Consider the following 13198-nt stretch of genomic DNA (forward strand, 5'->3'; position numbering starts at 1 on the left):
TCCGAGCGGGTGTGACAGAAGTCAGGAAAAGGTCCGGATCATGAAGGTTCTCGTAACAGGTGCTGCCGGGTTCATCGGCATGCATTGTGCCGAAAGGCTGCTGGCGCGCGGTGACAGTGTCGTCGGTGTCGACAACATGAATGATTATTACGAGGTGTCGCTGAAGGAAAGCCGACTTGCCCGGATCGCAGATCACCCCGATTTCCACAATCATGTGGTTTCGGTTGAGGATCGACAGGGCATGGCAGATATTTTTGCCGCCGAAAGACCTGATCGTGTGATCCATCTGGCCGCCCAGGCTGGTGTTCGCTATTCGATTGAAAATCCGCATGCCTATGTCGATGCCAATCTGGCCGGGTTCATGAATATCCTGGAAGGATGTCGGCATAACGGCGTTCAGCATCTTGTCTATGCAAGTTCATCCTCGGTCTATGGCGGCAATGAACAGATGCCATTCAGCGAGCATCACAGCGTTGATCACCCTGTCTCGCTCTATGCGGCGACGAAAAAGGCGAATGAGCTGATGGCCCATACCTACAGCCATCTGTTTGATCTGCCGACAACCGGTCTTCGCTTCTTCACGGTATATGGACCGTGGGGGCGGCCTGATATGGCGCTGTTCAAATTTGCCAGGGCGATGCTCAAGGGCGAGGCTATCGACGTCTATAACAACGGCCAGATGGTGCGCGACTTCACCTATATCGACGATATTGTCGAAGGTGTGATCCGACTGCTGGACAAGATCGCCACCCCGGATCCCGGCTTTGATGCCAAGGAACCGGACCCGCACTCATCCCACGCGCCGTTTCGGGTTTTCAATATTGGAAATGGCAACCCGGTACCGTTGCTGGATTATATCAGCGCGCTGGAAACGGCGCTGGGTATCGAGGCAAAGAAAAACATGATGCCCATGCAGCCCGGTGATGTGCCGATGACAAGTGCCGACACGTCTGAGCTGGCGGAATGGGTTGGGTTTGCGCCCGATACCGATGTAAGGGACGGCGTTCAGCGCTTTGCCGATTGGTATGTTGCCTATCACGGCAGAAACGACTAGGCGGGCCGGTCCCCGCCATCAAGACAGGCGCGAAGCTTGTTCAGGCTGACCACAAGCTGGCGAAGCTCATCCTTGCCGAATGCCTCTTCAATGGCGTCGTATTTCTGCTGCGATACCTGCCAGATACGGGTGAACAGCTCTTCGCCATCCGATGTCAGCCTGATCACCCGCTGTCGCCGGTCTCGTGACGCCACCGGCTCAACCAATCCAAGTTCGCCGAGGTGGCGCACGATACGCGTCAGCGACGGTGCCAGGATTACACATCGCCTCGCCAGCGTTGTGGTGTCGAGCGCCGCGCCGCCGGCAAGTGCCCTGATTACCCGCCATTGCTGGAGCGTCAGACCAGCCTCGCCAACATGATCGCGGAACTGCGCGGTGACGGCATCGCGTGCCCGCAACAATGCGATGGTCAGCGAATCATCATAGCGCGGCGCGTCAGTCACCCTTCGCCTCGTTTGCCGTCAGAAAGCTGTGGATGGTGTTGAACCGTTTCTCGGAAAACCGGGACTCGATCTCCATCACCTCAAGCGACAGGGCGAATGGCCGATCAGTGATCTGTGGCTTCAGCCAGGCCTCTGCCGCCGCATAGATTGTTTCGGTCACCGCTATCCTGACATCCTCACCGCGCCCCATGCCCATACGAAGCGTCATATCGATAAAGGCAAGGTCGTCCTCGCCACTGGCAATTGTCGCCACATCGACCCGGGTGCCGCGAACCCTTATGCCGCCAAGCGGAAAGACGCCTGACCCGGTCATTGCGTCGCGCAGATGATCACAAAATCGCTGCAAATCCAGATCGCGATCCAGATTGGCGGAATATTCGAAGCTCAGATGGGCCATGTCGTAGATCCTGTCGTGAGGAGGCTATTGACTTGCCAAGTCAAATCCGTGATTATTTATTTAACATGTGAATTAAACCACAGCTGTGCCGAAAGTCAATCTTGGGGAGACTCCATGACCCTCGCCGACAATCTGCAGAAGGCCGGGACGTACATGTCGTCCTTGCGCGACAGACCGATCCTCAATCATATTGCGGGTCGGGACTGTGCCGCCAGGTCCGGTGCGACATTCAACAGCGTGTCTCCGATCGACCTGGCGCCGATCGCCACTGTTGCGCGAGGAGATGCGGCTGATATCGACGACGCGGCCAAGGCGGCAAGTGATGCCTTTCCGGCATGGCGTGACATGGATGGCGCGGCGCGGCGTGCCATTCTGCATCGTATTGCCGATGGAATTGTCGCGCGGGCCGAGGAAATTGCGCTTCTGGAATGTATGGATACAGGCCAGGCGCATCGCTTTATGTCAAAGGCGGCGCTTCGCGGGGCCGAGAATTTCCGCTTCTTTGCCGACAAGGCACCCTATGCCCGCGATGGACAGAGCCTACAGGCCGCCAATCAGCTGAATGTCACCTCGCGGCGGCCCATTGGGCCGGTTGGAGTCATCACGCCGTGGAATACCCCTTTCATGCTGTCGACCTGGAAGATTGCGCCGGCGCTGGCGGCGGGGTGTACGGTGGTTCACAAGCCGGCCGAACTGTCTCCGGTGACAGCGCGCATTCTGATGGATATCGCCACTGATGCCGGTTTGCCGCCGGGGGTCTGGAACCTTGTGAACGGTATTGGCGAGGAAGCAGGACGTGCGCTGACCGAACATCCAGCGATCAAGGCCATTGCCTTTGTCGGCGAGAGTGCCACCGGCAAGATGATCATGCGGCAAGGCGCGGATACACTGAAACGTGTGCATTTCGAGCTTGGTGGTAAAAATCCGGTTGTTGTCTTTGCCGATGCGGATCTGGACCGCGCCGCCGACGCGGCTGCCTTCATGATCTATTCATTGAATGGCGAGCGCTGCACCTCATCAAGCCGGGTATTGGTGGAATCGTCTGTCCATGATGATTTCGTGGCTGTTCTGGCCGACAAGGCGCGACGTCTGAAAATTGGTCACCCGCTGGATCCTGACACGGTGGTCGGTCCGTTGATCCACCCTGATCACGAAGCCAAGGTGCTGTCCTATTTTGACGTGGCGCGCGCCGAGGGGGCGACCATTGCCGCCGGTGGTGAAAAGGTTGTGGACGGTGATCTTGCCGCCGGGTGCTATGTCGCGCCGACCTTGTTTACCGGTGCCACCCAGTCCATGCGGGTTGCCCGCGAGGAAATTTTCGGACCTGTCTTGACGGCGATCCCCTTTGACAGCGAGGCAGAGGCACTTGGCCTTGCCAACGATGTGGCCTACGGTCTGGCAGGGTATCTGTGGACAAATGATGTCACGCGCGCGCTGCGGTTCAGTGATGGCATGGATGCTGGCATGATCTGGGTGAATTCAGAGAATGTGCGGCATCTGCCAACCCCCTTTGGCGGCACCAAGGAATCAGGAATCGGGCGTGACGGCGGTGACTGGTCTTTCGATTTCTATATGGAAACCCGCAATGTTGCCTTTGCCACCGCACCGCGCAACGTCCCGAAACTAGGCCTCTAGGAGCGCGCCATGCCGGTTCCCGCGCCAAACCTCTACCCCGATTTCAACATTGTGCGCGTCTCGCATGCCGAACTGATCGTCAGTGATCTTGCTGCCAGCCGTGCCTTTTATGCCGATACGCTGGGCCTTCAGGTCAGCTACGAGGATTCCGAGATCATCTGTCTGCGGGCGATGGAGGAACGGGGCCATCATTGTCTGGTGCTGCGGCGCGGCGGCACACCGGTATGCAGCTATCTGGCGTTCCGTCTGTTTTCTGAACAGGATGTCGATCGTGCGGCGGCGTATTTTGCCGCAAAGGGGCATGACACCGAATGGGTCGAACGGCCATTTCAGGGGCGCACCCTGCGCGTGTGCGATCCGCATGGAATTCCGCTGGAATTCTATTTCGAGATGGATCGCCTGCCGACCATTCACCAGCAATACGCTCTGTATAAAGGCGTCAAGCCATTGCGGATCGACCATTTCAACTGCTTTTCACCGCATGTCGACGACAGCGTCGCCTTCTATAACGATATGGGTTTCCGGACCACCGAATATACCGAGGATCAGGAGACCGGCAGGCTCTGGGCCGCCTGGATGCATCGCAAGGGAGGTGTCCATGACATTGCCTTTACCAATGGTGTCGGGCCACGCCTGCATCATGTCGCCTTCTGGGTGCCAACGCCGATGAATATCATCGACCTGCTGGATGTCATGTCGACAACAGGTTATGTCGGCAATATCGAACGTGGACCTGGCCGACACGGTATTGCCAACGCCTTTTTCCTCTATATCCTCGACCCGGACGGGCATCGAACCGAGATCTATTGTTCCGACTATCAGACAGTCGATCCCGACCATGAACCGATCCACTGGGATCTGAAGGACCCGCAGCGACAGACATTGTGGGGCGCGCCGGCACCACGTTCATGGTTTGAACATGGGACAGGATTTGCCGGTGCCGAAACCAGGGCGCCGGATCTTCAGGCGCAACCCATTGTCGCCCCATAGGCCGATCCGGCACCACCGGCAGGAGAGTTGTTCATGACAGGGCTAGTCAGCTTCATTCATCAGGGCCAGACCCTGTTCGGGCGTCTTGATGGCGGCTCCATAATCAATCTTACGGGCAGCTTCGCCGGTCGGTTCGACAGTCTTGCCGCAGCCGCCAATGCCGGCGCGCTTGGCGAGTTGTTTGCCGCCGAAGGCGGTGCCGATCTGGCGCTTGATGATGTTACCTTGCTGGCCCCGTTATGCGCGCCCGGACAGGTGGGGCCCGGAAAGATTGTCTGTGTCGGGGTCAATTTTCCGGATCGCAACGAGGAATACAAGGACGGTCAGGCATCACAGCTGAACCCGTCGCTCTTCGTGCGCTTCGCGTCTGGATTTGTCGGAGACGGGGATGATCTTGTACGACCGCCGGAATCTGAACAGCTTGATTACGAAGGTGAAATTGCCATCGTCATCGGTCGTGGCGGGCGGCGCATCGCGGAAATGGATGCCTGGAACCATATTGCCGCTGTGACCCTGTGTAATGAGGGCACGATCCGGGATTGGGTGCGGCATGCCAAGTTCAATGTCACACAGGGCAAGAACTGGGACCGGTCGGCGGCGATGGGGCCGGCGCTTCACGCCTTCACCGGGCCGGAGATGCTGGCCGACATCGAGCTGACAACCCGGGTCAATGGCGAGCTGCGCCAGCAGGACCGGACCAGCCGCATGATCTTCAGCTTCACCAGGATCATCAATTATGTATCGACATTTACCGCGCTGGTGCCGGGCGATGTGCTGATCTGTGGCACGCCAACAGGGGCCGGCGCGCGCTTTGATCCGCCAAAATGGCTTCGCCCCGGAGATGTTGTCGAGATCTCTGCCGAGGGGCTCGGCACCTTGCGGAACGGCGTGCGTGACGAGGAGGTCTAGCCCGTGCCAGTGATGACAGATGATCAGGTTGCCAGTGCCGGCGAAACCCTGTTCCTTGCCGAACGTGACAGAACCCAGACCCGCCTGATTTCGGCAGTCCATCCGGGCATGGACATGGATGACGCCTATGCCGTTCAGGCGGCCTTTGTCAGGCACAAGCTGGCGGCCGGCGGTACCGTCCGTGGCTGGAAGATCGGCTTGACGTCAAAGGCCATGCAATATGCGCTGAATATCGACATTCCGGACAGCGGAATCCTGTTCGAGGATATGTTTTTCGACCATGCCGGCACCGTGCCGGGCGACCGCTTCATCGAACCGCGGATCGAAGCCGAGATTGCCTTCATCATGAGCCGTGATCTTGCCGGAGACGAAGTTACGCCGGATGATGTAATCGCGGCGACCGATCATGTGGCACCGGCGCTGGAGATTCTTGACACCCGCATCTATCGCGCCGATCCCGAGACCGGGGCGCAGCGCAGCATACTGGATACGATTTCGGACAATGCGGCCAATGCCGGGATCGTTCTTGGCGACAGGACGCATCGGATTGACGATGCCGATCTGCGGTGGGTTGGCGCGATCGTGGCGCGCAATGACGAGGTTGAGGAAACAGGCCTTGGTGCCGGGGTTCTGAATGACCCGGTTCTCAGCATAGCGTGGCTTGTCCATCGACTGGCCCATTATGGCGAAGGTCTTCGTGCCGGCGATGTTGTGTTGTCGGGAAGTTTTGTGCGACCGATAGAGGCACGTCATGGTGACAGGTTTGTTGCGGATTATGGCCCCTTCGGCACGGTCCGGATCGATTTCGAATAGTTGTTCAACAGCGGCTGCCCGGACAGCCGAGATGCAGTTAACAGGAGAGGCCGTATGGCAGCGCCGGTCAATTTGTTCAAACAGTCATTGCAAGAGGGACGCCAGACGATCGGATGCTGGCTGACCCAGGGTACCGCCATCGCCGCTGAAATCGCCGCCACCGCCGATTTTGACTGGCTGCTGATCGATACCGAACATTCACCGAACGACCTGCCGTCGGTTCTTGCCCAGCTTCAGGCCATTGCCGGCTATGGCACACCGGCAGCGGTGCGCCCGGCCATTGGCGAGACGCATGTGATCAAGCAGATTCTGGATCTTGGGTGCCAGACGCTGATTGTGCCGATGGTTGAAAGCGGTGATCAGGCGGAAATGCTGGTGCGTGCCATGCGCTATCCGCCACATGGTGTTCGCGGTGTCGGCGGGGCCGGGGCGCGGGCCACGGGGTTTTCGGCCCATGCCGATTATCTGACCACGGCAAATGACGAGATGTGCCTTGTGGTTCAGGTTGAAAATCGCGCCGGTCTCGACGCCATTGACGATCTGATCGCGGTCGAGGGTGTCGATGGTATCTTTATCGGCCCGTCCGACCTCAGCGCCAATCTTGGCCATATCGGAAATCCCGGTGCGCCGGAGGTTGCCGGTGCTATTGACGCGGCACTTGACAGGATTGCCGCGTCTGACAAGGCATCCGGGATCATGGCGCTCGATCCGGTGGCGGCTCGCGGCTATCTGGATCGCGGTGTGGATTTCGTCGCCGTTGCGATTGACGCCACCACGCTGGCGCGAAGCCTTCGCGCCATCGCTACCGAGATGAAGCCCCGTTAGACTGCTCTACCGGCTGGCGCAATTGCCCGGTCCCGGCGATGCGGCATTTGGTCCGGTAAAGCGGTGCCGGCGTTGACGCCGGCCTGTACCCCCTCTATCTGCTTTGGGGCAGGTACAGAAGGGGAACAGTGTGGAAATAGTCTGGTTCAAACGTGACCTGAGGCTCCACGACCATGCGCCGCTTGCCGCCGCGGCGGCTGCCGGACCTGTGATCCCGCTCTATATCCTCGAACCTGATCTGTGGCGGCAACCGGACATGGCCCAGCGGCATTACGAGTTTCTTGCCGAATCCCTTGCTGATCTCGATCGCGATCTGGGATTGCTTGGGCAACGGCTTGTTCGTCGCGTCGGCGACGCGGTTGAAATTCTTGCCGCATTATGTGCCCGCCATTCCGTAATCACCATCCGGACGCATCAGGAAACCTGGAATGGCTGGACCTATGAGCGCGACCGACGGGTGCGCGCCTGGGCGCGGGCGTCTGGCATCCGGATTGTCGAAGACATGCAGTTCGGTGTTCATCGCCGCATGGCCTCGCGTCGCGGTTGGGCGGGCAGATGGGATGCGATGATGGCTGAACCGGCCATTCCGGCGCCGCTTGGTCTGCAGCCGGTTCAACTCGACAGTGATGAATGGCCCGACCCGCTGCGGTTTGGCCTCGCGATGGATAGCTGTCCGCAGCGCCAGCCGGGAGGGCGTCAGGCTGGTCTGGAATGTCTTGCCAGCTTTCTGTCACATCGCGGACAGGGCTATCGCGCCGCCATGTCATCGCCGGTCACGGCACCGGCGCAATGTTCACGCCTGTCACCCTATCTGGCCTTTGGCACAATATCGATGCGCGAGGTGTGGCAGGCCGCACGCCAGCAGGCGGAGGATCTCGATACGCGCCCGCCTGCGGATCGGCGTGGCTGGAAACAATCCCTGAAGAGTTTCAACAGCCGTCTCCACTGGCATTGCCATTTCATGCAGAAGCTTGAAGACGAACCCACCGTTGAATTTCGTCCCTTTCATTCCGCCTATCGCGATCTGGACAAATCGCATGCCGATGCCGCCGCGTTTCAGGCCGCATGGCAGGCCGGGCGGACAGGCTATCCGCTTGTCGATGCGTGCATGCGCTATCTTGCGGCGACTGGCTGGCTGACATTCCGCATGCGGGCGATGGTGATGAGCTTTGCCGCCTATCATCTGTGGCTGGACTGGCGTACGCCGGCGCTTTATCTGGCGCGGCAGTTTACCGATTACGAACCCGGCATTCACTACAGCCAGTGTCAGATGCAGTCCGGGATTACCGGCATCAACACAATCCGCATCTACAACCCGATCAAGCAGTCCCAGGATCAGGACCCTGACGGTGTTTTCATCCGGCAATGGGTGCCGGAACTTGCGGCGATGCCAACCAGCCTGATCCATACACCCTGGTTGAAGCCGGCTGTTGCCCCTGACTATCCGGCGCCGCTTGTCGACGAGCGGCGTGCCAGACGTGCGGCGGCGGCGGCCATGTTCGCGCTTCGCAAATCCGGAGCGCATGCCAGTGAAGCCGCTATCGTGGTCGAAAAACATGGCAGCCGTGGTGGTCGTCATTTTGTGTCGGATCGCGGGGCCGGCCGTCGGATGTCGCCGGCACCCACCCACCGGAACCAGTTGGAACTTGATCTCTAAGGCACTAGTCTGCACCGCCAGCATAGGAGTGAGCCATGCTTTCCCCAGACCAGATGACAGACCTGTTGACCACCCTTGGTGCATCGGTCCGGGAAGCCGGCGACACGATCATGGAGATCCACCGGCGCGGTGTGGTGGCGCGGACGAAGTCGGATGGATCCCCCGTCAGCGAGGCCGACGAGGCCGCTGAGGCAATTCTTCTCGCGGCCCTGTCCAGACACGCGCCCGACATTCCCGTGGTGTCGGAGGAAAATGCGGCAAGCCACGCGATCACCCCGCCGCGTGCCTTTTTCCTTGTTGATCCGATCGATGGTACCCGCGAATTCCTGAGGCCCGATGGAAACGGTGCCTTTACTGTCAATATCGGTCTGGTGATAGACCGAAGGCCGGCCTGCGGCATCGTTCATGCGCCGGCGCTGGACAGGTTCTTTGCCGGCGTTGTTGGCCGCGGTGCGTGGGAAGAGTCCGGGGGAAAGACGCGCTCGCTCGAGGTGCGCGAGGTTCCCGATGACGGGCCGCTTGCCGTGGCCAGCCGGTCGCATCGCGATCCGCAGACAAATGCCTGGCTTGAAAGCCACGGGATCAGCAACACCATCGCCACCGGTTCCAGTGTGAAATTCGGGCTTCTGGCAGCTGGCGAGGCGGATGTCTATCCGCGCTTTGGGCCGACAATGGAATGGGACACCGCGGCCGGCGAGGCGGTTTTGCTGGCGGCAGGCGGGCGTGTTGCGTTTCTCGACGGGTCCGACTTTGCCTATGGAAAGCCGGAATTCAGGAACACGCCGTTTGTCGCCTATGCCGGATATACCGGCCGGAAAGTCTAGATTGACCGGCGCGGGGATCGGTCAGGGTTGATGTCTGTCACCCGCGTCCGATAAAGGGCATCTTCGGGGCCATCACGGTCATGAACTGGACATTCGCGTCCAGAGGCATTTCGGCCATATGCAATACCGAGGACGCGACATGCGCCACATCCATCGTGGCCTCGGCCCTGATTGACCCGTCGGGCTGTGGTACGCCGGTTGTCATTGGCATCGCCATCTCGGTCAGCGCATTGCCGATATCGATCTGTCCACACACAATGTCAAACGGTCTGCCATCCAGCGACAGGGTGCGGGTCAGTCCGGTGATGCCATGTTTGGTTGCTGTGTAGGGGCATGAGCCAGGCCGCGGCACATGTGCCGAGATGGACCCGTTATTGATGATCCGCCCGCCTTGCGGTTTTTGTCCGCGCATGATGCCAAAGGCCGCACGGGCGCACAGGAACGATCCGGTCAGATTGATCCGCACCACATCCAGCCAGTCATCGATATCCGTCTCGTCAATGGTCCGTGCGGGGCTGCCTCGTCCGGCATTGTTGAACAGAACGTCGATCCGTCCCCATGCCTCGAACGCGGCCGCAAAACTTGCCTCGACCTCGGCCGGCACACCGACGTCACAGGGCAGCACCAGGGCATTCGGATGATTGCTGGCTGTGCTGACAAGCGTGTCTTCATTGCGTCCGATCAGGCCGACCCGATAGCCGGCCTCAAGAAACGTTGCGGCTGTTGCTGCGCCAATGCCGCGCCCGGCGCCGGTGATGATAATGGTCTTGGTCATGGTGGGCCCTTTCTGTCAGGCCAGTATGATAGGAGGCATGGCGCCGACCGTCCATCAGTGACTTGCCGCGATACATGCTTGCGAAACACCGCAGAGTTTCATACCTCTAGCCTGTCATCTCATTCATTTCATACAGGCCACACATACAGGCCACACAGACAGGCCACACATACAGGCCAGACAGGACAGCAGTGGGAATACCAACGGCATTCGTCATTCACCCGGAGGTGCGCAGCATGCCGCTGCCGCGAGGTGCCGAGGCAATGCTTGACGAGGCGGTGCAGCTTGTTGCGGCCATCGGGCTCACGGTGACCCTTGCCGAGACGGTATCGCTTCACAAGCCGCGTGCCGGCACCTTTCTTGGCAGCGGCTATGTCGACAGGCTTGCCGACCGGATCGACGAGGATGATCCGCCCGTCATCATTGTGAATACAGGCCTCAGCCCGGTGCAGCAGCGTAATCTGGAAACAGCGACTAAATGCAAGGTTATCGACAGAACCGCGCTGATCCTCGAAATTTTCGGTGCCCGCGCCCAGACCCATGCTGGCCGGCTTCAGGTTGAACTTGCCGCGCTGACCTTTCAGCGGTCGCGTCTGGTACGAAGCTGGACCCACCTTGAACGCCAGCGTGGCGGCGGTGGTTTCCTTGGCGGTCCCGGCGAGCGCCAGATCGAACTTGATCGACGAATGCTGATGGATCGCGTTGTCCGGATCCGCAAGGAGCTGAAGGAGGTCGAGCGGACGCGCCACCTGCAGCGTGGCAATCGTTCGCGAGGCGAGGTGCCGACAGTGGCGCTGATCGGCTATACCAACGCTGGCAAATCGACCCTGTTCAACCGGATGACCGGTGCCGGCGTTCTGAGCAAGGATATGCTGTTCGCCACCCTCGATCCGACCATGCGTGCCATCACGCTGCCGTCGGGCCGGCAGATTGTTCTGGCCGATACGGTAGGGTTTATCAGTCAGCTGCCAACCGAACTTGTCGAGGCGTTCAAGAGTACACTGGAAGAGGTGGTGCAGGCCGATCTGCTGCTTCATGTCCATGATACGGCATCGCCGCTGGTTGCCGAGGAAGCCGGCGATGTCCGCGAGGTGCTGGCCGATCTGGGACTTGATGACGAGGCGCAGACAGACCGGATCCTGCCGGTGATGAACAAGGCTGATCTGCTGGACGCGGACGATGCCCGCACCGAGATGCTTGGCAATATGTTTGCAGGCGGATGTTTCACCTCGGCCCTGAATGGCCGGGGCATCGCGAGCCTGCTTCAGGCCATTGATGACCGACTTGGTGCCGGGCGTGTGCTGTCCAGCGTTGTCGTCGGGCCAGCTGACGGCGCGGCGCGAGCCTGGCTTTTCGACCGCGGCGATGTGCGTCTGGCCGAAATGGCCGACAGCGGTGATGAAACCATCAACGTGGCGATGGATGAGGCCGACTGGTCGCGGTTCAGGGCCCGCTGGCCGGCTCTGGCAGGCGCATAATTCGCATCGCGACGTGCAACAGTGGTTTGCAAGTTTTCTGAAACGCGATAGCGTGCGAAGAGTGCAATAGCGTGACAGTGGCAGAGCAGGTTGATGGACAGAACAGTTTTCCTGAATGGCGAGTTTATTCCAGAGAATGAGGCCAAAATCTCAATCTTCGACCGGGGGCTTCTCTTTGCGGACTCCGTGTATGAAGGGTTTGGCATCCTCGACTCGCAGCTTGTGGATTTCACATATCATATGGACAGGCTGGACCGGTCGCTTGGCGAGCTTGAGATTCCGTCACCGATGGCGCGCGACGCATTGTTCGCGGCGATGATGCAGCTGATCGAGGTGAACGGTGCTGTTGAAGGATTCATGTATCTTCAGGTCACGCGCGGGGAACGGGACCGCAGTTACCTGTATGATGCCGATTATGTGCCGAATGTCTTTGCCTTCACCCAGAAGGAGAAATTTGCCGCTGATGCGCCGGCAAAGCCGGTAAAGCTGGCAACGACGCCGGATATCCGCTGGGCCCGCCGGGACATCAAATCAACCAATCTTCTTGGCCAGGTTATGGCCAAACAGGCGGCAAGCCGGGCCGGTGCCTATGAGGCCCTGATGATCGCCCCCGACGGTTTTGTGACCGAGGCCGGGTCATCAAGCTTTTTCTTCATCAAGGATCGCGAGCTTTTTGTGCGCCCGGTCAGCAACGACATTCTTCACGGCATCACCCGCCAGACCATGCTGCGGGTTGCCGAGACGCACCAGCTTCGTATCCGCGAGGAGATGTTCACACTTGATCAGGCGCTTGCCGCTGACGAGGCCTTCATCACCGCCTCGTCGATCTATGTGCTTCCGGTTGGCCAGATCGACGATACCAGGATCGGTGATGGTGGCGTTGGGCCGATAACGGCAGCGCTGCGAAGCTCGTATCTTGAACTGGCGCGGCAGGAATTTCCGTCACAGGCGATGGCCGCTGGAGAATGACCGATGGCACATAAACGCATCCGTCCCTTCAATACCAAACAGACCTATCCGGAACAGAATCTGGACAATGATCTTGCACAGGCGGTCGTGGCGCGGGGAACGATGGTGTTCCTTCGTGGCCAAGTCGGTCAGGATCTGGACAGCGGCGAGTCACTTCATATTGGCGATGCCGCCCGGCAAACCGAAAGGGCGATGCAGAATATCAGCACGCTGCTCGAGGAATCCGGAAGCTGCCTTGATCATGTCTGCCGGATCGTTGTCTATCTGACCGACATTCGCTATCGCGAGGCGGTCTATCGGGAGATGGGCAAATGGCTGAAAGGCGTTCATCCCTGTTCGACCGGACTTGTTGTCCCGGCACTGGCGCGCCCGGAATGGGTGGTCGAGATCGAAGTGACAGCCGTCATTCCGGATGACGAGAGCTGAGCC

Annotated in this window: 14 protein-coding genes; 11 read left to right on the plus strand and 3 right to left on the minus strand. The window is 59.6% G+C overall.

Annotation, left to right across the window (positions count from 1 at the left end):
• The first annotated feature begins 40 nt into the window (after positions 1–40).
• The gene (locus AB3X55_00390; protein ID MEX0502034.1) at positions 41–1054 is read left to right on the plus strand and encodes an NAD-dependent epimerase; all 1014 of its coding nucleotides are present in this window, start codon (positions 41–43) and stop codon (positions 1052–1054) included.
• Here the strand turns inward: AB3X55_00390 and AB3X55_00395 are convergent.
• Together AB3X55_00395 and AB3X55_00400 are read right to left on the minus strand one after the other, a co-directional pair.
• Positions 1051–1497 (minus strand): MarR family transcriptional regulator, encoded by a 447-nt coding sequence (locus AB3X55_00395; GenBank protein ID MEX0502035.1) that lies wholly within the window; start codon positions 1495–1497, stop codon positions 1051–1053. The two genes, AB3X55_00390 and AB3X55_00395, sit on opposite strands and share 4 nt — an antisense overlap.
• Entirely contained in the window at positions 1490–1894 is a 405-nt protein-coding gene (locus AB3X55_00400; protein MEX0502036.1) for a 5-carboxymethyl-2-hydroxymuconate isomerase, read from the minus strand. Before AB3X55_00400 ends, AB3X55_00395 begins: the two co-directional genes overlap by 8 nt.
• Before the next feature lie 114 nt (positions 1895–2008).
• On the opposite strand from AB3X55_00400, the gene hpaE reads away from it, so the two are divergent.
• The 7 genes from hpaE to cysQ all read left to right on the plus strand — a co-directional run bounded on the left by hpaE (position 2009) and on the right by cysQ (position 9547).
• Complete coding sequence (hpaE, locus tag AB3X55_00405; protein MEX0502037.1) at positions 2009–3529, plus strand: 5-carboxymethyl-2-hydroxymuconate semialdehyde dehydrogenase; 1521 nt, start codon at positions 2009–2011, stop codon at positions 3527–3529.
• A 9-nt stretch (positions 3530–3538) separates the two neighbouring features.
• Positions 3539–4519, plus strand: coding sequence for a 3,4-dihydroxyphenylacetate 2,3-dioxygenase (hpaD, locus tag AB3X55_00410; protein ID MEX0502038.1), 981 nt, complete (start codon positions 3539–3541; stop codon positions 4517–4519).
• A 33-nt stretch (positions 4520–4552) separates the two neighbouring features.
• Positions 4553–5428, plus strand: a complete 876-nt coding sequence (locus AB3X55_00415; GenBank protein ID MEX0502039.1) for a fumarylacetoacetate hydrolase family protein — start codon at positions 4553–4555, stop codon at positions 5426–5428.
• Between the two features lie 9 nt (positions 5429–5437).
• Positions 5438–6241 (plus strand): 2-oxo-hept-4-ene-1,7-dioate hydratase, encoded by an 804-nt coding sequence (hpaH, locus tag AB3X55_00420; GenBank protein ID MEX0502040.1) that lies wholly within the window; start codon positions 5438–5440, stop codon positions 6239–6241.
• A 54-nt stretch (positions 6242–6295) separates the two neighbouring features.
• Positions 6296–7066: an aldolase/citrate lyase family protein gene (locus AB3X55_00425; GenBank protein ID MEX0502041.1), complete on the plus strand. Its 771-nt coding sequence runs from the start codon at positions 6296–6298 to the stop codon at positions 7064–7066.
• A 130-nt stretch (positions 7067–7196) separates the two neighbouring features.
• Positions 7197–8723: an FAD-binding domain-containing protein gene (locus tag AB3X55_00430; GenBank protein ID MEX0502042.1), complete on the plus strand. Its 1527-nt coding sequence runs from the start codon at positions 7197–7199 to the stop codon at positions 8721–8723.
• Between the two features lie 35 nt (positions 8724–8758).
• A complete protein-coding gene (gene cysQ, locus AB3X55_00435; GenBank protein MEX0502043.1) occupies positions 8759–9547 on the plus strand; it encodes a 3'(2'),5'-bisphosphate nucleotidase CysQ in 789 nt (262 codons plus the stop codon).
• Between the two features lie 37 nt (positions 9548–9584).
• Here the strand turns inward: cysQ and AB3X55_00440 are convergent, their stop codons facing one another.
• Positions 9585–10322 (minus strand): SDR family oxidoreductase, encoded by a 738-nt coding sequence (locus tag AB3X55_00440; GenBank protein MEX0502044.1) that lies wholly within the window; start codon positions 10320–10322, stop codon positions 9585–9587.
• Positions 10323–10558: 236 nt separating this feature from the next.
• Between AB3X55_00440 and hflX the strand changes: the two genes are divergently transcribed.
• From hflX to AB3X55_00455, 3 genes are all read left to right on the plus strand, one after another.
• Positions 10559–11800, plus strand: coding sequence for a GTPase HflX (gene hflX, locus AB3X55_00445; GenBank protein MEX0502045.1), 1242 nt, complete (start codon positions 10559–10561; stop codon positions 11798–11800).
• A gap of 93 nt (positions 11801–11893) precedes the next feature.
• Positions 11894–12769 carry an aminotransferase class IV gene (locus tag AB3X55_00450; GenBank protein MEX0502046.1) on the plus strand — a complete coding sequence of 292 codons (876 nt, stop codon included), beginning with the start codon at positions 11894–11896 and terminating at the stop codon, positions 12767–12769.
• 3 nt (positions 12770–12772) lie between these two features.
• Positions 12773–13195, plus strand: a complete 423-nt coding sequence (locus AB3X55_00455) for a RidA family protein (protein ID MEX0502047.1) — start codon at positions 12773–12775, stop codon at positions 13193–13195.
• Positions 13196–13198 lie beyond the last annotated feature (3 nt).

The sequence above is a fragment of the Alphaproteobacteria bacterium LSUCC0719 genome (assembly GCA_040839025.1).
GTDB lineage: Bacteria > Pseudomonadota > Alphaproteobacteria > Puniceispirillales > Puniceispirillaceae > UBA8309.